Origin of the sequence: Xanthomonas cannabis pv. cannabis (assembly GCF_000802365.1) — a bacterium.
GTDB classification, from domain to species: Bacteria; Pseudomonadota; Gammaproteobacteria; order Xanthomonadales; family Xanthomonadaceae; genus Xanthomonas; species Xanthomonas cannabis.
In genome coordinates, this window is record NZ_JSZE01000034.1 from 1 (window position 1) to 18459 (window position 18459).

Here is an 18459-nt window from a genome sequence, read left to right on the forward strand (position 1 = left end):
CTCTAACACCGCTCGCAACCGCACCGCTTCGCAGAGGCCGTTCCGTCATGGCGCACACCGCAGTCGATCACCACGGACACCACCAGCCCGGCTTCGTCGAGCGCTGGTTCTTTTCGACCAATCACAAGGACATCGGCACGCTGTACCTGCTGTTCTCCTTCGTGATGTTCATCATCGGCGCGGCGATGAGCGTGGTGATCCGCGCCGAACTGATGCAGCCCGGCTTGCAGTTCGTCAAGCCGGAATTCTTCAACCAGATGACCACCGTGCATGCGTTGGTGATGATCTTCGGCGGCGTGATGCCGGCGTTCGTCGGTCTGGCCAACTGGATGATCCCGCTGCAGATCGGCGCGCCGGACATGGCGCTGCCGCGCATGAACAACTGGTCGTTCTGGCTGCTGCCCGTCGCCTTTACCCTGCTGTTGCTGACTCTGTTTTTGCCGGGTGGTGCGCCAGCCGGTGGCTGGACCTTGTATCCGCCGCTGTCGCTGCAGGGCGGCTACAACGTGGCCTTCAGCGTGTTTGCGATCCACGTGGCCGGTGTCAGTTCGATCATGGGCGCGATCAACATCATCGCCACCGTGCTCAATATGCGTGCGCCGGGCATCGATCTGCTGAAGATGCCGATCTTCTGCTGGGCCTGGCTGATCACCGCCTTCCTGCTGATTGCGGTGATGCCGGTACTGGCCGGTGCGGTGACCATGTTGCTGACCGACAAGTTCTTCGGCACCAGCTTCTTCAACGCAGCCGGCGGCGGCGACCCGGTGATGTACCAGCACATCTTCTGGTTTTTCGGGCACCCGGAGGTCTACATCATGATCCTGCCGGCGTTCGGCGTGGTCAGCGAAATCATCCCCACCTTCAGCCGCAAGCCGCTGTTCGGGTACCAGGCGATGGTGTATGCGATCGCGGCGATCGCGTTCCTGAGCTTCATCGTGTGGGCGCACCACATGTTCACGGTGGGCATGCCGCTGGGCGGCGAGATCTATTTCATGTTCGCCACCATGCTGATCTCCATTCCGACCGGAGTGAAGGTGTTCAACTGGGTCAGCACGATGTGGAAGGGCTCGCTGACGTTCGAATCGCCGATGCTGTGGGCAGTGGCGTTCGTGATCCTCTTCAGTATCGGTGGGTTCTCCGGTCTGATGCTGGCAATCGTTCCGGCCGACTTCCAGTATCACGACACCTATTTCGTGGTCGCGCATTTCCACTACGTGCTGGTGACCGGCGCGGTGTTCGCGTTGATCGCGGCGGTGTACTACTGGTGGCCGAAATGGACCGGCCGGATGTACAACGAGACCTGGGCCAAGGTGCATTTCTGGTGGACGATGATTTTCGTCAACCTGCTGTTCTTCCCGCAGCACTTCCTGGGCCTGGCCGGCATGCCGCGGCGTATTCCCGATTACAACGTGGTGTTTGCCGACTGGAACCTGGTCAGCTCGATCGGTGCGTTCGGCATGTTCGCCACCCCGTTCCTGATGGCGGCGATCTTGTTCGCTTCGCTGCGCAGCGGTGCCCGTGCCGATGCGCGTGCGTGGGAAGGTGCCAAGGGGCTGGAATGGACGGTGCCATCGCCGGCGCCGGCGCATACCTTCACCGTGCCGCCGGTGATCAAGCCTGGAGATCTTGCGCATGAAGACATCGGCCACTGAGTCTGCATCGGAGCCGGCGGTGACGCGCCTGCTGTCGGCTGCCGAACGGCAGGCGCAGCAACGCCGTGCCGTGCGCCGTACTGCCATCACGGTGGGGATCATCGCGTTGCTGATCTATGCGGGTTTCATCGCGTCGGGAGTCATCGGGCGATGAATGCGCGCGTGCCAGCACCTGTGCCGACAGCGGGCTTGTTCAAGCTGCTTGGCGTGGTGCTGGGCGTATTCGTGCTGACCTTTTCGTTGGTGCCGCTGTACCGCGTCGCCTGCGAGAAGGTGTTCGGTATCCGCATGGAGCGCGCCCCGGGCAGTACGCGCGCGGGTGCTGCTGGCGCAGGTGGTGCAGTGGCGGTGCCGGGCAGGCGCACGGTGCGCGTGGAGTTCGATGCGGGGGTCAACTCGAAGTTGCCGTGGACCTTCCATCCAGAGCAGATGACGATGGATGTGGTGCCCGGCGAACTCAACGAGGCGTTGTATTTCGCGCGCAACGACAGCAAGCGGGCGGTGGTCGGCAGCGCGGTGCCGTCGGTGGCGCCTGCACGTGCGTCCGGGTACTTCAATAAGACCGAATGTTTCTGCTTTACCGCGCAAACCCTGCAGGCCGGTGAAACGCGCGACATGCCGCTGCGGTTCATCGTCGATCCTGCGTTGCCGCCGGAAGTCACCACGATCACCTTGTCGTACACGTTCTACCGCAACGACGCGCTGACTTCGCAATTGCCGGGCGGCAGTGCATCCGGCGCGCCGCGCGCGGCACCGTAGCCTTCATCCACCGCTCCACGACACGGAAGCAACGCCATGGCCGATCACAGTCCCAATGCCGATGCGTATTTCGTCCCGACGCAAAGCAAATGGCCCTTTGTCGGCTCGATTGCGATGTTCGTGATGATGATTGGCGTGGCCAGCTGGCTCAACGATGCGGCCTGGGGGCGCTGGACCTTTTTCGTCGGCATGGCGATGTTGCTGGCGACCTTGTTCATGTGGTTTGGCGATGTCATTCGCGAGTCCAACGCCGGCAACTACAACCGCCAGGTGGACGGTTCGTTCCGCATGGGAATGGTGTGGTTCATTTTTTCCGAAGTGATGTTCTTCGGCGCCTTCTTCGGTGCGCTGTTTTATACGCGCGTGCTGACGCTGCCCTGGCTGGGCGGCGAGGGCGACGGCGTGATGACCAACGAATTGCTGTGGAATGGCTATTCGGCGGCCTGGCCGACCAATGGCCCGGGTACGATCGGTGGGCAGTTCCAGACCATTCCGGCGTGGGGCCTGCCGCTGATCAATACGCTGATCCTGCTGAGCTCCGGTGTGACCTTGACCATCGCCCATCACGCACTCAAGGGCGGGCGACGTGGGGCGCTGTTGCTGTGGCTGGGCCTGACCGTGCTGCTGGGCTGCGTGTTCCTGTTCCTGCAGGCCGAGGAATACATCCACGCCTATACCGAACTCAATCTCACGCTGGGTTCGGGCATCTACGGCTCGACCTTCTTCATGCTCACCGGCTTCCACGGCATGCACGTGCTGCTCGGCACGATCATGCTGGCGGTGATGTGGCTGCGCGCTGCCAAGGGACACTTCAGCCGCGACAACCATTTCGCATTCGAAGCGGCTGCCTGGTACTGGCACTTCGTCGACGTGGTATGGCTGGCGCTGTTCCTGTTCGTGTATGTACTTTGAGGGCGGGGATTCGGGATTGGTGATTCGGGATTCGTAAAAGCGGCAGGCTTTAGTTTTTACGAATCCCCAATGCCGAATCCCCAATCCCGGCTCCTCAGCGGCCGATGCCATGCGGCTTGATCCAGCCGGTGTAGATGCCGATGATCACGATGGCGATCAACGCGACCGATAAGCCGATGCGCCAGGTGAGTGCGTTGACGGTGCGCTTGGTCTCGCCGCGGTCGGTCAACAGGTAGTAGAGGCCGGCACCCAGGTTCCACAGGATCACGATCAGGAAGGCGACAATCAGCAGCGTCTTGAGCGAATCGTTCACAGCAGCCCCGGGAGTCGTCGGCGTGGTGTGGATATTGCACGCCTTTTTGCGCCGCTTGTCATGACGCGCAAGCACACCGCCGCGATCGGGTGGGTGCTGGCGCTGCTGCTGAGTGCCGGATTCGCAGCGCTCGGGCAGTGGCAGCTGCAACGCATGCATGGCAAGGAAGCACTGCTGGAACGTGCCGCGCATGTCCGCGAAAGGCCGCTGACCCTGCGCCAGGCCGTGCAGGCTCAGCCCGGGTTGTGCTGGGTAAGCGGTCGGGTGCGTTTTTTGCCGGCGCAGGTGTTGCTGGACAACCAGTTACATGCGGGGCGTGCCGGCCTGCGCGTCTATCAGCTGGCCGCTGTGGAGGGCACCACCAGCACGCTGCTGGTCGATCTGGGCTGGCTGCCGCTGCCGGCCGATCGGCAGTTGCCGCCCATCGCGGCACATGAGGGTGTGCAGGCAGTGCAGGGTCTGTTGAGCGCGCCGCCATCGGCGGGCCTGGCCATCGGTCCTGCAATGGCGCCCACCGCGACAGCGCACACCTGGCTGGCCACGCGCCTGGATACGCAGGCGCTGCGCGATGCGTTGGGCAGGCGCGACATTTCGTCGCAGGTCCTGCGCCTGGATCCGGCGTTGCCGGTGGGCTACGTGCGCGATCTGGACGTGCTGCCAAACACGCTGCCACCCGCGCGGCACTTGGGTTACGCGGTGCAATGGTTCGGGTTGGCGGCTGCCGTGCTGGCCACGGCCACGCTGCTGACATGGCGTGCGCGACGCCGCCGTCGGCGCGGGCACTGACGCCTGCGGCATGAGAAAATCGCCGCCATGACCTCTTCCACATCGGCCACGCCGCACTCGGTCAAACGCGGCCGCAGGATGCTGATTGCCCTGGCAGTGCTGTTCTTCGGCTCGATGTTGCTGGCCGGCGTGCTGCGCTTCTCCGGATGGCAGCCAGCGGCGTTGCGCAACAATGGCGAACTGCTGCATCCGCCTGCCGACCTGCGGGCGATGACGCCGTTGCGTGCGGACAGGCAGCCGTACCTGTGGGCGCCGGGCGAGCGCATCTGGCGGATTGCGCTGGCACCGCCGGCAGACTGTGCGCAGCGCTGCGTGGCGCTGGCCGCCGAGCTGGACAAGGTGTGGCAATTGCTCGGGCATCGCGCCGACAAGGTGGAGGTGCTGTGGATCGGCGCGCCACCGGCTGGCCTGCCGCCGATGCCCGCCCTGCGTGTACTGCGCGACGACGCGCGCCTGCGGCAAGCGCTGCCGCGCGCCAACGATGCCGCCGGCGTGCCGGTGTATGTGATCGACCCCAATGGCTTCGTGATCCTGCGCTATGCCCCCGGGTTCGCCCCGGCCGGCTTGCGCGCGGATCTGGTCAAGCTGCTGAAACTGATGTGAGCCCGATGAATCTGTTTGCGCCACCGGCGTTGTTCCGCCACTTCCACCGCATGGCCTGGCTGGCGGCGTTGTTCACCGCGAGCACGATCCTGTTCGGGTCATTCGTGCGCCTGTCCGATGCCGGCATGAGTTGCCCGGACTGGCCGACCTGCTACGGCCGCGTGACCTGGCCGCAGACCACCGACGAAGCCAACACCCACGTGGCCAGCAAGATCCGCCCGCTGGAATCGCACAAGGCCTGGCGTGAGCAGGTGCACCGCTTCCTGGCCGGTGCGCTGGGTGTGGAGGTGCTGGTGCTATCGCTGCTGGCCGCGCGCCGACGTCGCATGGGCATCGCCCAGGTGGTCTCGGCCGCGGTGCTGGTGGCGCTGTCGATCCCGTTGTACATGTCCGGCTGGCACATCCCGGCGATGGGTGTGGCGATTGCCGGTGAGGCGATCCTGCTGCTGGCGGCCCTGCGCTGGAGCAATATCGATCTGGCGCGCGCGGCCGTGCTCACGCTGGCGGTGGTGATCTTCCAGGCGTTGCTGGGCATGTGGACGGTAACCTTGCTGCTCAAGCCCATCGTGGTGATGGGACATCTGCTCGGCGGCATGCTGATGTTTTCGCTGCTGGTGTGGATGGCGTGGCGCGCAACGCACCTGCCGATCACCTTGGCCGACGCGTCGCGCTTGAAATGGCTGCTGCGCCTGGGTGTGGCAGTGCTGGGCCTGCAGATCGCGCTGGGCGGCTGGGTCAGTGCCAACTATGCGGCGCTGGCCTGCGGTGGCGGCAGCTGGTCGGCCGACAACTTCCCGCGCTGTGTCAGCCAGTGGTGGCCACCGCATGACTTCCGCGAGGGCTTCACGCTGTGGCGCGGCATCGGCGTGGATTACGAAGGCGGCGTGCTCGATGGTGCGGCGCGGATTGCCATCCAGATGGCGCACCGGCTATGGGCGATTGCGACCGCGCTGTACCTGTGGTGGCTGGCGTGGCGTCTGTCGCGCTCGCCGGGGATGCGGGTGTGGGCCAGCGCGCTGGCGGTGCTGGTGGCCGTGCAGGTGACGCTGGGCATGCTCAACGTCAAGCTGGCGCTGCCACTGGAAGTGTCGGTGCTGCACAACGGCGGCGCAGTGGCCTTGCTGTTCGTGCTGGTGTCGCTGCTGGCGCGGCTGCGCGCGCCGGAGTGAGCATGGCTGTCAGTGCACGCGATTACTGGGATCTGACCAAGCCAAAGGTGGTGGCACTGATCGTGTTCACCGCGTTGGTCGGCATGTTTCTGGCCATTCCCGGCCTGCCCACCTGGGCGCAGGTGCGTGCCGGAACGTTGGGTTTTCTCGGCATCTGGCTTGCCGCCTCGGCGGCGGCGGCGATCAACCAGCTGCTCGATGCCAAGATCGATGCACAGATGGCGCGCACCTCGTGGCGGCCGCTGGTGGTGGGCAAGGTGCGGCCGTGGCAGGTGCTGGTCTTCGCCGGCGTGCTGATCGTGATCTCCATGACCATTCTGGTGGTATGGGTGAACGTCATCACTGCGGTGCTGACCTTTGCGTCAATGATCGGTTACGCGGTGATCTACACCGTCTACCTGAAGCGGGCGACCTCGCAGAACATCGTGATCGGCGGGCTGGCGGGTGCCACGCCGCCGATGCTGGGCTGGGCGGCGGTGACCGGGCTGCCGACGAGCGCCGACTGGATCAACTCCGCGTTGCTGGTGCTGATCATCTTCATCTGGACGCCGCCGCATTTCTGGGCGCTGGCGATCTTCCGGCGCGCCGATTACGCCAAGGCCGCGATTCCGATGTTGCCGGTGACCCACGGCGTGCCGCACACGCGCAAGCAGATCCTGGTCTACACGGTGCTGCTGGCCATCGTGACCCTGCTACCGGTGGCGGTGGGCATGAGCGGGGTGTTCTATCTCGGCGGGGCGGTGGTGCTCAACGCGGTGTTCCTCTGGTATGCGTGGCGCATGCTGGACCCACCGGACGAGCTGTTTTCGATGAAGATGTTCGGGTATTCCATCGTCTACCTGATGGCGCTGTTCGCGTTTCTGATGGTCGATCACCTGCTGCTGCCCTGGGTGCGCTAAAGGGCTTGCGCCAGGCCTGCAGCCCGCCTGCGGCAGGAAGCAGGCTGTTGCAGGCGTCCGCTCTCAGCTCAGCCAGCCGGCGCAGTCGCTGGCATTCTTGCTGTCGCAGCTGGACTGCATCTTCTTCTGCAACCTGGCCAGGACCGCGCTGCCGTCCCGGCGGTGCTGCTTGCTCCAGCCTTTCAGGGCAGCGGCGAGCGTGTCGAACCGTTGCCGGGTCCGTTGGCGGTAGCCATCCGGCTGCCCGGCCAGCTCGCCGATCACCTGCGTGGCGGCGGTCTCGATGACTGCCGTGTCGTCCGGGCTGAGCCGGATCAGCCCATCGACATACAGCACGCCCCATTGCACGCGGGTGGCCGGGCCCTGCGCGCCCTCATAGGCCTTCCTGAGCCATGCCAGCGCGGTCTTCTTGTCGCCACGGTGTTCGGCCAGATCTGCCAGTTCGGGCATGTAGTAGTACGGCGTCCGGGTCCGCGAGAGCTCTGCCAGCAGCAGCTGCTCGGCGCCGCTGTGGTCGCCCACCTCGCTCAACAGGGCCGCAGCCGTGCTGATGGTGGACTGACGTTCTTCATCGGTCCTGGCGGTTTCGCTGGCCCACTGCACGCGCTGGCGAACGCTATCGACCAGCTCCTGCGGAAGCGGCGGCGGATCTTTGGGCTCGGTCTCGGTTGGCTGGCCCTGCGCCAGGCGGGCCAGCTGGATGCATGCGAAGGCAGTGCCGAGCCTGTCGGAGACCGGCAGCGTGGGGTCGGCGTAGGCCTTGTCCAGGGCGTTGACCACCTCAGCGGACAGGGTGGCGCGTTCGCCGGCATCGGCGCTGGCGGCAGCGACCAGGCGTGCCGGCATGTAGTTCAGCGTGCCGAGATTGGCGCGCACCTCTGCCGGATCGGCCAGCACCGACTCGAGCAACGTGCGATAGCCCGGAGCGGGGGCGGGCGGGTCCTTGGCGGCAGTGAGTGCCGCCAGCGCAAAGCTGCGCTGCAGCGCCGGCTGTGGCGCCACCTTGGACAACCGGGTCAGCACGTCCGCTGCCTCCTCGCGCTTGAGCAGACGGTCGTCGGTGCCCCAGGCGTAGTTGCCGAGCACCGACCAGTCGTCTGGAGTCAGGGTCTGTGGCGCATGCAGTGCGGTGTCCAGCAGCTGTCTGGCGGTACTGGTGCTGCGGGCAGCCACGCGCAATACGTCGACCAGGCGGGCAGTGTCGGCGTCGCCGGCCAGGCGGGTGATCTCGCTGAGGTCAGGGCGCAGCACGATGATGGTGGGATAGCCCTTGATGCCGAAACGCTCGCCCCAGGCCTGCGCGCCTTCCGAATCGCCATCCAGGTGCACGGCAACGAATTGCTGGGTGCGCGCAATGAACGCCGGGTCCTTGAACAAGGTGGCCTTGAGGCGATTGCAGGGCGGGCACCAGGCTGCGCCCCAGTACAACAGGACCGGCTTGCCGCTCTCCCTGGCCTCGGCGAAGGCATCGTCCACGTCGCCCTCGCGCCAGGCGATGCTGGACGCGGGAACAGGCGTTGTGGCTGCCTTGGGCGCTGTCGCCGGTGCCGCCGGGGGCGCAGGCTTGTTGCAGCCGGCCAGGGTTGCCAGTGCTGCCAGCAGCGCGGTCGCGCGCGGGGAAGGGCGTGGGAACGACAACGTCATGGCAGTCACCGTGGGGTTGGCAAATGTCGATCGCCTACGCTAGCGCACGCTGGCGCGTGGGCGTCATAACCGTTGTATCTGTGCTGACAACCTGCAGCAGCCGGCCAGGCGAACCGGTGTCATGCAATGCGCAGTGGGCCGCGCCGAGCACCCTCAATGGGGGCCGGCCTGGCCCTGCGCGGCATCCGGCGCGGTACGCGCATAGCGGGCGGCCACGAAGGCGCACACGATCAGCTGCAACTGGTGGTAGAGCATGATCGGCAGCACGATGGCTCCCAGACCGCCGCCGGCAAACATCACCTTGGCCATCGGCACGCCGGTGGCCAGGCTCTTTTTCGAGCCGCAGAAGACGATGGCGATTTCGTCCGCGCGGTTGAAGCGTAGGCGCCGTGCGATGAAGGTGATCGACAGCATCGCCACCGCCAGCAGCAGCGCGGCGGCGCCCAGGACGGCGAGCAATGCCGGCAGCGGAGTCTTCTGCCACAGCCCTTCATTCACCGATGCACTGAAGGCGGTGTAGACCACCAGCAGGATGGTGCCCTGATCGGTGTAGCGCAGCACGGCGCGATGCCGCTCGACCCAGCCACCGATCCACGGGCGCAGGAAATGGCCGGCCAGAAACGGCACCAGCAACTGCAGCAGGATCTTGCCGATGGCTTCGGCGGGATGCGCCATGGCCCCTTGGCTGCCGACCAGCGCGCCCATCAGCAAGGGCGTGAAGAACACGCCCAGCAGGCTGGACAGCGAGGCCGCACAGACCGCGGCGGGCACATTGCCGCGCGCCATCGAGGTGAAGGCGATCGACGATTGCACCGTGGACGGCAACGCGCACAGGAACAGCACGCCGATGTACAGCTCCGGCGTCAGCGCAAGATGTGCCAACGGCTTGAACAGCAGCCCCAGTAGCGGAAACAGCACAAACGTGCAGGCCAGGATCACCAGATGCAGCCGCCAGTGCAGCGCGCCGGCCTTGACCGCTTCGCGCGACAACCGCGCGCCATGCAGGAAGAACAGCGCGGCGATGGCCACATCGGTGACATCGTCCATGACCGCAGCGGCCGTGCCCGAGACCGGGAGGAACGAGGCGAGCGTGACCGTGCACAGCAGCGCGAGGGTGAACGGATCAATGCGCAACCGCGCCAGCAGCTTCTTCATCGAGGTGGGAGGTGTCGCGCGATCACGCGCCTGGAGCGGGCCATTCTACGACGCGTGCGGGCGCAGCCTGTGTCGCCGCGTCAGCATCGTCTACGCGCGCCAGTGCAGTGATGCGCCCTGCGTCCCCTGCCACGACGCCGGCAGCCACGACATCACAGTGCGGCGAGCGCCTTGAGCAACTCGCGCATTTCGTATTTATCGGTGTGGTCCAGGCCTTGCGCGCGCTGTTTGGCCTGCAGTTCTTCCACCCGCTGACGCAGCAATTGCTTGTCGAGCTGGGCAACGACGTCGTGCAGTTCGATCGCCCAGCTGTGCTCGTCGCCGGGCAGCTCCTGCGCGGCCAGTTTCTGCAGGGCCGGCAGCTCGTCGCGGTCGGTGAAATGCTCCAGCAGCGCTCCGGTGCTGATTTCCGGGCGTTGCCGCACCAGCGCCAGCAGCTCCATCAACAACTCGATGCCGGGCAGGCGCAGGCCGGAAAAATCGTGGTCGCCTTCCAGGCTCATCGCCAGCGACGGTTGTTGCAGCAGGATCGCGATCGATGCACGCACCAGGCTGCGCTTCTGCGTGGGGGCCACCATGCGCGCGGGTGGCCGCGCTTTGGCCGGGGACTGTTGCGCAGCGGTGCTCGCGCCGACGCCGGTCATGCGCGCCAGTTCCTGCTTCATCAGATCGCCGAATGCGCCTTCCGGGATCTGCGCCAGCATCGGACGTGCGCGTTCGGCCAGGCGTGCCTTGCCGTCCAGCGTGTGCAGGTTGATCTCGCGCGACATCTCGTCGAAGAAGAACTGCGACAGCGGGGTGGCCTGTTTCAGGCGCTGATCGAAGGCCTGCGCGCCTTCCTTGCGCACGATGGTGTCGGGGTCCTCGCCATCGGGCAGGAACAGGAAGAACGCCTGGCGGCCGTCCTTCATGCGCGGCAGCACCGATTCGAGCGCACGCCAGCCGGCCTTGCGCCCGGCGTTGTCGCCGTCGAAACAAAAGTACACATCCGGCGCGTTGCGGAACAGCAGCTCGGCATGTTCGGGTGTGGTGGCGGTGCCCAGCGTGGCCACCGCCTGGGTGACGCCGAACTGGAACAGCGAGACCACGTCCATGTAGCCCTCGACCACGATCAGCCGTTCGATCTTCTGATTGGCCTGGCGCACCTGCCACAGGCCGTACAGCTCGCGGCCCTTGTGGAATAGTGCGGTTTCCGGCGAGTTGAGGTACTTCGGGCCCGGGTCGCGGCCGTCGGCCGGCGCGCCCATGATGCGGCCGCCGAAGGCGATCACACGGCCGCGGCGGTCGAAGATCGGGAACATCACCCGGTCGCGGAACTTGTCGTAGACGTGGCCGCGATCGTTCTTGGAAAACAGCCCGGCGCGTTCGAGTACGCTCATGCGGCGCGCATCGGTGCCCAGGGTGTCCTTCAAAGCGCTGTAGCCGTCGGGGGCGTAGCCGATCTGGAAGCGTGCCTGGTTGTCGGCATCCACGCCGCGCCCGTCCAGGTAATCGCGGGCGCGGTCGCTGCCTTCGAGCTGGCGCTGAAAGAACTTGGTGGCCGCTTCCAGTGCCGAATACAGCTCGCGGCTGTCGTCCTGCTGTTGCGGCGTGCGCTGCTGGGTGTCGCGCGGGATGTCCATGCCGGCACGCTTGGCCAGCTCGTCGACCGCATCGAGAAACTCGAGGCGGTCGTAGTTCATCAGAAAACTAATGGCGGTGCCGTGCGCGCCGCAGCCGAAGCAGTGGTAGAACTGCTTGGTGGGCGAGACCGTGAACGAAGCCGAGCGTTCGTCATGGAACGGGCAGCGCGCGGAGTATTCCTTGCCCTGGCGCTTGAGCGGCACCCGGCCGCCCACCACCTCGACGATGTCGGTGCGTGCGAGCAGTTCGTCGATGAATGCGTCGGGGATGCGGGCCATCCCGCTAGGATATCCCAGCAGCTGGCACCGGCTGGCGTCAGCGGTCCATGGGTGGCGCAGCAGTCAGGCGTGAGGCAGCGTGCGGCGCGGTTTCAGGGCCGCGACGCTGCCTGTGGCTGGTTCGGCGGCACCACGGCATCCGTGGTTGCAATGACGTGCGGCGGATGCTCGGGGTCGACCCCGGCCTCGCGCAGTTTGCGATGCGAGCGCACGCGCTCGTCGATCACCGCGGTCAGCAACGCGCCGACGAAGAACACCACCGAGGCGTAGTACATCCACACCAGCAGGATCACCAGCGTGCCCATCGACCCGTAGGCGCTGCCGGGCGCGGCCTTGGCGATGTACACGCCGATGGCATAGCGGCCCAGCGCAAACAACAAGGCCGTGATGACGCCACCGACAAAGGCTTGTCGCCAGTTCACGGTGCGATCGGGCAGGTAGCGATACAGGAACGCAAAGGCCAGCGAGTACAGCGCCAGCGTAGTGACATACCCCACCGCAGGCAGTACCGAGGGCAGCCGCGCGAACACCACCTGCAATGCGGTGGTCGCAATCATCGACACGATCAACAGGAAGCCCAGCGCCAGGATCACGCCGAACGAAAAGACGCGCTTCTTCAGCCACGCCATGAGTCCTTCCAGGCGCTGTTTGTCGGTACGGAAGATCAGGTTCAGGGCGTTCTGCAGCTGCGCGAATACCGCAGTGGCACCGACGAACAGCAACAGCGTGCTCCACAGACCCGCCAACGATCCGACCCCGGGTTGATCGGTGGCGTTGCGGATCACCGTATCGGCCACTTCGGCGGCGCTGCCGCCGGCCAGTTGCGCGATCTGCTGCACCAGCGCTTCCTGCGCCGGCGGATACAGCGATGCGGTCAGCCACAACAGCAGCACCAGCAGCGGTGCCAGCGACAACAAGGCATAGAACGACAGCGACGCGGCCTGCGTCATCACATCGATTTCGAGAAAGCGATTGAGCAGCGCCATCGGCAGACTGCGTTGCAGGCGGCCCAGATGTTTCTGCAGGTGTTCGGTCGAGAGCTTCGTCACCGGCGAGGGTCCTTGAGGCAGACGGTCATGCGCGCAGAGGTCGTCAGGCAGTCCCGGGTGCGGCATGCCTCGCCCGCGTCTGCGCTGGCGACCCGTTCTAACAGGGCACTATCGAAGGTCTGGTGAAAGCGCCGGCAGTGGTGTTGCTGTGTGCGTACGCAAGCATGCCTGCAACCTGCCTGTTGCACGTCGCGGCTGTGGCGCGCGCAGACGGCGGTTTCGAGCGCCTGCACCGTCGCGATGGGGCGGCTCTGGATGAGCCGTGATGGAATCTGCAAGCGATCTGCGCGCAACGCGACACGCAGCCGCGGGGCAACACTGCGCTGCGCCTGCCGGTGGACTGCGCGCAGGTCGCCGGCAATTAGCTACACGGCGCGTGCATCAGCTGCAGAGGTGCACTGCGCATCACGCCTTGGGCATCAATTGCAGACGCACCCTGCAACAGCCCGGCGAGTGTCGCGGCGATCGTGCCGTGTCGCGGCCGAACGACCACGACACGGCATGGCTCAGCCGGCCAGCTGTTGCTTGACCAGCGTGGAGACCAAGCCCATGTCGGCCTGTCCGGCGAGCTTGGGCTTGAGCGCACCCATCAGCTTGCCGATATCGGCCGGGCTGCTGGCGCCGGTTTCGGCGATGGCGGCCTGGATGGCCGCCACGATCTCGGCTTCGCCCATCTTGGCCGGCAGGTAACGCTCGATCACCACGATTTCCTCGCGCTCGATCTGCGCCAGGTCTTCGCGCGCGGCGCCTTCGTATTGGGTGACCGAGTCCTTGCGCTGTTTGACCATCTTGTCGAGCACGGCGATGACGGCGGCATCGTCCATCTCGATGCGCTCGTCCACTTCCTTCTGCTTGATCGCGGCGTTGATCAGCCGGATCACGCCCAGGCTGTGCTTGTCGCCGGACTTCATCGCGGCCTTCATGTCATCGGTGAGCTGCTGCTTGAGGGGCATGGGGTGACTCCTGGGTGGCAGGTGAGAGGTGTCGACGCGCGCTGTCGGGCGCCTGCGTCGGCATAGAGGGAATGGGGTAGCGGCGTCTGGTCCGGCGCTGAGTACCTGGCGGGACGGCTGCAGGCCAATACAAAAAGCCGGCGACGCTTGCGCGTGCCGGCTCTTGGGTTCAATCCCGCTGGGCCGCGCCTACAGCGCATGCCCGGCGGCAAGGAACCGCGTTCGATCAGTACAAGCGCTGGCGCTTGGTGACGTCGCGCGAGGAACGACGCAGCTGACGCTTCACGGCAGCGGCAGCCTTGCGCTTACGCTCCTGGGTCGGCTTTTCATAGAACTCGCGCTTGCGGGTCTCGGCCAGCACGCCGGCCTTTTCGCAGGTGCGCTTGAAACGGCGGAGCGCAAATTCGAAGGGCTCGTTCTCGCGGACTTTAACGCTGGGCATGTGTTCTCCAGAAAATGGGATTTCCGTCCGGGAGCCCCGGGCGGGTGCGAGCGGACTCGCGTGACGGAATTTCCGGGTTGCCCCGGCGAGCCGCGCATTATAACGACTTGCAAGCGGCCTGCAAGCCCCGGGTGAAAATTGCCGGGAACGGCGCGGCAGAGCGTGCGTCGGCGCGCGTTTCCCGGCAGCCGACGCGGCGGCTGCGCACCTGCGGGTCGGCGCATCTGCGCAACCCAAAAGCTGCGAAAATGCGGGCCTGTTCCTTGTCTGCCGAGTTGCCGTGAAAGTCCTTGGGATCGAATCATCGTGCGATGAGACCGGCGTGGCGGTCTATGACACGGCTTTGTCCGGCGTGCCGGCGCTGCGCGCCCACGCGGTCTACAGCCAGATTGCGCTGCATGCCGAGTATGGCGGCGTGGTGCCGGAGCTGGCCAGCCGCGACCACGTGCGCAAGCTGCTGCCGCTGATCCGCCAGACCCTAGGCGAGGCCGGGCTGCGGATCGACGAACTGGATGGCGTGGCCTACACGGCCGGGCCCGGGTTGGTCGGCGCGCTGCTGGTCGGTGCCGGGGTGGCGCGGTCGCTGGCCTGGGCGCTGGACGTGCCGGCGATCGGCGTGCATCACATGGAAGGTCATCTGCTGGCGCCGCTGATGGAAGACGACCCACCGCAGCCGCCGTTCGTGGCCTTGCTGGTGTCGGGCGGGCATACCCAATTGGTGTCGGTGAAGGCGCTGGGCAGCTACGAAGTGCTGGGCGAGACGCTGGACGATGCGGCCGGCGAGGCCTTCGACAAGACCGCCAAGATGATGGGCCTGCCGTATCCCGGTGGCCCGCAGCTGGCGGCGCTGGCCGAAACCGGCACGCCGGGGCGCTACAGGTTTGCGCGGCCGATGACCGACCGGCCGGGGCTGGATTTCAGTTTCAGCGGACTCAAGACCCAGGTGCTGCTGGCCTGGCGCAACAGCGACCAGTCAGACACTACCCGGGCGGACATCGCGCGCGGCTTCGAGGACGCGGTGGTGGAGACGCTGGCCATCAAATGCCTGCGCGCGCTGGATGCGGTCGGTTGCGACACCCTGGTGGTGGCCGGCGGGGTGGGCGCCAACAAGCGCCTGCGTGCGCAGCTGCAGGAGGCCGCGCAGCGCCGCGGGGGCAGGGTCTGCTTCCCGCGCCCAGCCTTGTGCACCGACAACGGCGCCATGATCGCCTTCGCCGGCGCACTGCGCCTGGAGGCCGGCGAACGCGCCGACGCGGCGCTGCATGTGACGCCGCGTTGGGATATGGCTGCGCTGCCGCCATTGGCGGCGGCGCGGGATTCGGGAGTGGGGATTGGGGATTCGTAGAAGCTAGCCCTTTCACCTGCTTTCTGTTGCGCTCTTGCGAATCCCGACTCCCCAATCCCAAATCTCGGCTCCCATGGATAAAGTGTTTATTGAAGGTCTCGACATCGATGCGCTGATCGGCATCTACGATTGGGAGCGGCGCATTCGCCAGACGCTGCGGTTCGATCTGGAGATGGGGTTCGACAACCGCATCCCGGCTGCCAGCGACGACATCGCCGACACGCTGAACTACAAGGCGGTGAGCAAGCGCCTGATCGAGTTCGTGCAGGCGTCGGATTTCGGGCTGGTCGAAACCCTGGCCGAGCGCTGCGCGGCGATCGTGCTGGACGAATTCGGCGTGCAGTGGCTGCGGCTGAAGCTGAGCAAGCCCGGTGCTGTGCGCGGGGCGCAGGCAGTGGGCGTGATCATCGAGCGGGGACGCGCCGCCTGAGTGTCGCGAACCGTCCGCCTGGCTTGCATGCCTGGATCCCGGAGTATCGAAGGTTGCGGCGGACCAGGCGCTGCGCCATTGCCGCTCCGACGGCAACATGCCGTGCAACCGGCCTCTACAAATCCCCAATCTCGAATCCCGGCCGTCAAAACTTGCCCTCCCGCAGTCGCGTCAGGCTAGAATTGCCGGCCATGTAAACGTTTTCTCAAGGATCTCATGGCTGCTGATCGCATCGAAACCCTGATTGCCCGGATGACCGTCGAAGAGAAGGTCGGACAGTTGGGTGTGTTCGCCGACATGGTGCGGCCGTTTGCGCCGGACGTGAATCCCGAAGCCAATGTGCGCAATGCCGACGAGGTGTTGCAGCAGGTGCGCGAGGGCCGGGTCGGCTCGCTGTTCAATGGCGTGGGTGCCGCGCTGGGCGTGCAGATCCAGAAAGTCGCCGTGGAAGAAAGCCGGCTGGGCATCCCGGTGATCCTGGCGGCGGACGTGATCCACGGCATGCGCACGGTGTTCCCGATCCCGCTGGGCGAGGCAGCCAGCTTCGAGCCGGAGCTGGCCGAGCGCACCGCGCGCGCCACCGCGATCGAAGCGACCGCCGCCGGCCTGCATTGGACTTACGCACCCGCCGTGGACATCGCGCGCGACCAGCGCTGGGGCCGCGGTGCCGAAGGTGCCGGCGAAGACGTGGTGCTGGGCGCGGCGTTTGCCGCCGCGCGTGTGCGCGGTTTTCAGGGCAGCGACCTCACCGCCGACGATGCGTTGCTGGCCACGCCCAAGCACTTCGCCGCCTATGGCGCAGTGGCCGCAGGCATGGAATACAACACCGTCGATATCGCGCCGCAGACCCTGCGCGATGTGCATCTGCCGCCATTCAAGGCGGCCTTCGATGCCGGCGCATTGACCGTGATGTCGTCCTTCAACGACATCAATGGCGTGCCGGCCAGCGCCAACCACGAGTTGCTGACCGAGATCCTGCGCGGCGAATGGCAGTTCCCCGGCGTGGTGATTTCCGACTACACCGCCGACATGGAACTGATCGCGCACGGCTACGCCGCCGATGAGCGCGATGCCACCAAGAAGGCGTTTCTGGCCGGGCTGGACCTGAGCATGCAGAGCGGGTTCTATGCCGCGCATCTGCCGTCGCTGGTGGACAGCGGCGAGGTGCCGATGGCCACCCTGGATGCCAGCGTGCGCCGCATCCTGCAGCTCAAGGAGGCGATTGGTCTGTTCGACAATCCGTACCGATCGCTGGACCCGGCACGCGAAGCCGACACCGCGCATCTGCCGGCCCACGACGCACTGTCGCGCGATGCGGCGCGCCGCTCGATCGTGTTGTTGAAAAACCAAGGCGATGTGCTGCCGCTGAAGAAGAGCGGCCAGCGCATCGCGCTGATCGGCCCGTTCGTGCAGGACCGCGAAAACATCGAGGGCTGCTGGACCCTGTTCGGCGACAAGGAACGCTACGTGACGCTGGAGCAGGGCGTGCGTGCGGTGGTCGGCACCGAAGATCTGAGCGTGGTGGCGGGCTGCGGCCTGGAAGAAGCACTGCCGGGTGGCATTTCCGCCGCGATCGATGCCGCACAGGCCGCCGACGTGGTGGTGCTGGCCCTGGGCGAGCCGCAGCGTTTCAGCGGCGAGGCGCAGTCGCGGACCGAGATCACCCTACCGCCCGCGCAGCAGGCGTTGGCAGAAGCGGTGGCCGCGACCGGTACGCCGGTGGTGGTGTTGCTGCGCAACGGCCGCGCGCTGGCGCTGAGCGGTGCCGTGCGCGACGCCGATGCAATTGCCGTGACCTGGTATCTGGGCACCCAGACCGGCACCGCCGTGGCCGATGTCTTGTTCGGCGACTACAACCCGTCGGCGCGGCTGCCGATCAGCTTTCCGCAGGTGACCGGCCAGCAGCCGTACTTCTACAACCATCTGCGCACCGGCCGCCCGGAGTTGCCAACGTTGTCCGAGTACAAGGCGCGTTGGCGCGAGATACCCAATGAGCCCTTGTATCCGTTCGGGCACGGCGTGAGCTACACCACCTTTGCCTACGCGCAGCCGCAGCTGAGCACCGTGAAACTGGGCTGGGACGACACGCTGACCATCACCACCCGGGTGACCAACACCGGTGCGGTGGCAGGCGAGGAAGTGGTGCAGCTGTACGTGCACGATCGCGTGGCCAGCCGGGTGCGGCCGGTGCGCGAGCTCAAGGGCTTCCGCAAGGTGTTGCTGCAGCCGGGCGAGAGCGTGGACGTGGCATTTACGCTGACGCGCGATGCGCTGGCATTTACCAATCACAAGGGCGTGTTCGGCGCAGAGCCGGGCCTGTTCGATGTGTGGGTCTGTGCATCGGCTATCAGCGGCGACGCGGTCACGTTCGAGCTGCTGGACGCCTGAGGCGCGTCAACTGACGCAGATGCATGCCCTGGCGTCGACATCACCAACGCTCATCGAGC

Annotated in this window: 18 protein-coding genes; 11 read left to right on the plus strand and 7 right to left on the minus strand. The window is 66.0% G+C overall.

Going from position 1 to position 18459, the window contains the following annotated elements; translation table 11 throughout:
* Positions 1-47 precede the first annotated feature (47 nt).
* From ctaD to OZ10_RS07925, 4 genes are read left to right on the plus strand one after another with little or no spacing between them, the layout of a single operon-like run.
* On the plus strand, positions 48-1652 hold the full coding sequence (gene ctaD / locus OZ10_RS07910; RefSeq protein WP_039408685.1) for a cytochrome c oxidase subunit I: 1605 nt from the start codon (positions 48-50) through the stop codon (positions 1650-1652).
* 19 nt (positions 1653-1671) lie between these two features.
* A complete protein-coding gene (locus tag OZ10_RS23020; protein WP_008577456.1) occupies positions 1672-1806 on the plus strand; it encodes a hypothetical protein in 135 nt (44 codons plus the stop codon).
* A complete protein-coding gene (locus OZ10_RS07920; RefSeq protein WP_039408677.1) occupies positions 1803-2411 on the plus strand; it encodes a cytochrome c oxidase assembly protein in 609 nt (202 codons plus the stop codon). The genes OZ10_RS23020 and OZ10_RS07920 overlap by 4 nt, the downstream gene beginning before the upstream one ends.
* Positions 2412-2447: 36 nt before the next feature.
* On the plus strand, positions 2448-3323 hold the full coding sequence (locus OZ10_RS07925; protein WP_039564424.1) for a cytochrome c oxidase subunit 3: 876 nt from the start codon (positions 2448-2450) through the stop codon (positions 3321-3323).
* A 94-nt stretch (positions 3324-3417) separates the two neighbouring features.
* Here the strand turns inward: OZ10_RS07925 and OZ10_RS07930 are convergent, their stop codons facing one another.
* Positions 3418-3636 carry a twin transmembrane helix small protein gene (locus OZ10_RS07930; protein WP_039564426.1) on the minus strand — a complete coding sequence of 73 codons (219 nt, stop codon included), beginning with the start codon at positions 3634-3636 and terminating at the stop codon, positions 3418-3420.
* Positions 3637-3696: 60 nt separating this feature from the next.
* Between OZ10_RS07930 and OZ10_RS07935 the strand changes: the two genes are divergently transcribed.
* The 4 genes from OZ10_RS07935 to cyoE are packed head-to-tail and all read left to right on the plus strand — an operon-like array spanning position 3697 to position 7093.
* Positions 3697-4422: an SURF1 family protein gene (locus OZ10_RS07935; RefSeq protein WP_039564427.1), complete on the plus strand. Its 726-nt coding sequence runs from the start codon at positions 3697-3699 to the stop codon at positions 4420-4422.
* 27 nt (positions 4423-4449) lie between these two features.
* The gene (locus OZ10_RS07940) at positions 4450-5025 is read left to right on the plus strand and encodes a hypothetical protein (RefSeq protein ID WP_039564428.1); all 576 of its coding nucleotides are present in this window, start codon (positions 4450-4452) and stop codon (positions 5023-5025) included.
* Between the two features lie 5 nt (positions 5026-5030).
* Positions 5031-6194, plus strand: a complete 1164-nt coding sequence (locus OZ10_RS07945) for a COX15/CtaA family protein (protein ID WP_039408698.1) — start codon at positions 5031-5033, stop codon at positions 6192-6194.
* A 2-nt stretch (positions 6195-6196) separates the two neighbouring features.
* A complete protein-coding gene (gene cyoE, locus OZ10_RS07950) occupies positions 6197-7093 on the plus strand; it encodes a heme o synthase (RefSeq protein WP_039408661.1) in 897 nt (298 codons plus the stop codon).
* Positions 7094-7156: 63 nt separating this feature from the next.
* Here the strand turns inward: cyoE and OZ10_RS07955 are convergent, their stop codons facing one another.
* The 6 genes from OZ10_RS07955 to rpsU all read right to left on the minus strand — a co-directional run bounded on the left by OZ10_RS07955 (position 7157) and on the right by rpsU (position 14237).
* Positions 7157-8737: a thioredoxin family protein gene (locus OZ10_RS07955; RefSeq protein ID WP_039564429.1), complete on the minus strand. Its 1581-nt coding sequence runs from the start codon at positions 8735-8737 to the stop codon at positions 7157-7159.
* A gap of 153 nt (positions 8738-8890) precedes the next feature.
* Positions 8891-9892, minus strand: a complete 1002-nt coding sequence (locus OZ10_RS07960) for a bile acid:sodium symporter family protein (protein ID WP_039408655.1) — start codon at positions 9890-9892, stop codon at positions 8891-8893.
* 152 nt (positions 9893-10044) lie between these two features.
* Positions 10045-11793 (minus strand): DNA primase, encoded by a 1749-nt coding sequence (gene dnaG / locus OZ10_RS07965; RefSeq protein ID WP_039408652.1) that lies wholly within the window; start codon positions 11791-11793, stop codon positions 10045-10047.
* A 92-nt stretch (positions 11794-11885) separates the two neighbouring features.
* Entirely contained in the window at positions 11886-12842 is a 957-nt protein-coding gene (locus OZ10_RS07970; protein WP_039564432.1) for a YihY/virulence factor BrkB family protein, read from the minus strand.
* A gap of 506 nt (positions 12843-13348) precedes the next feature.
* Entirely contained in the window at positions 13349-13795 is a 447-nt protein-coding gene (locus tag OZ10_RS07975; RefSeq protein ID WP_039408646.1) for a GatB/YqeY domain-containing protein, read from the minus strand.
* Between the two features lie 226 nt (positions 13796-14021).
* The gene (gene rpsU, locus OZ10_RS07980; RefSeq protein WP_002808376.1) at positions 14022-14237 is read right to left on the minus strand and encodes a 30S ribosomal protein S21; all 216 of its coding nucleotides are present in this window, start codon (positions 14235-14237) and stop codon (positions 14022-14024) included.
* Between the two features lie 280 nt (positions 14238-14517).
* On the opposite strand from rpsU, the gene tsaD reads away from it, so the two are divergent.
* The 3 genes from tsaD to OZ10_RS07995 all read left to right on the plus strand — a co-directional run bounded on the left by tsaD (position 14518) and on the right by OZ10_RS07995 (position 18400).
* Positions 14518-15582: a tRNA (adenosine(37)-N6)-threonylcarbamoyltransferase complex transferase subunit TsaD gene (gene tsaD / locus OZ10_RS07985; protein WP_039564434.1), complete on the plus strand. Its 1065-nt coding sequence runs from the start codon at positions 14518-14520 to the stop codon at positions 15580-15582.
* Between the two features lie 73 nt (positions 15583-15655).
* The gene (folB, locus tag OZ10_RS07990; protein ID WP_039408607.1) at positions 15656-16012 is read left to right on the plus strand and encodes a dihydroneopterin aldolase; all 357 of its coding nucleotides are present in this window, start codon (positions 15656-15658) and stop codon (positions 16010-16012) included.
* 216 nt (positions 16013-16228) lie between these two features.
* Positions 16229-18400: a glycoside hydrolase family 3 N-terminal domain-containing protein gene (locus OZ10_RS07995; RefSeq protein ID WP_039408605.1), complete on the plus strand. Its 2172-nt coding sequence runs from the start codon at positions 16229-16231 to the stop codon at positions 18398-18400.
* Positions 18401-18459: the final 59 nt, after the last annotated feature.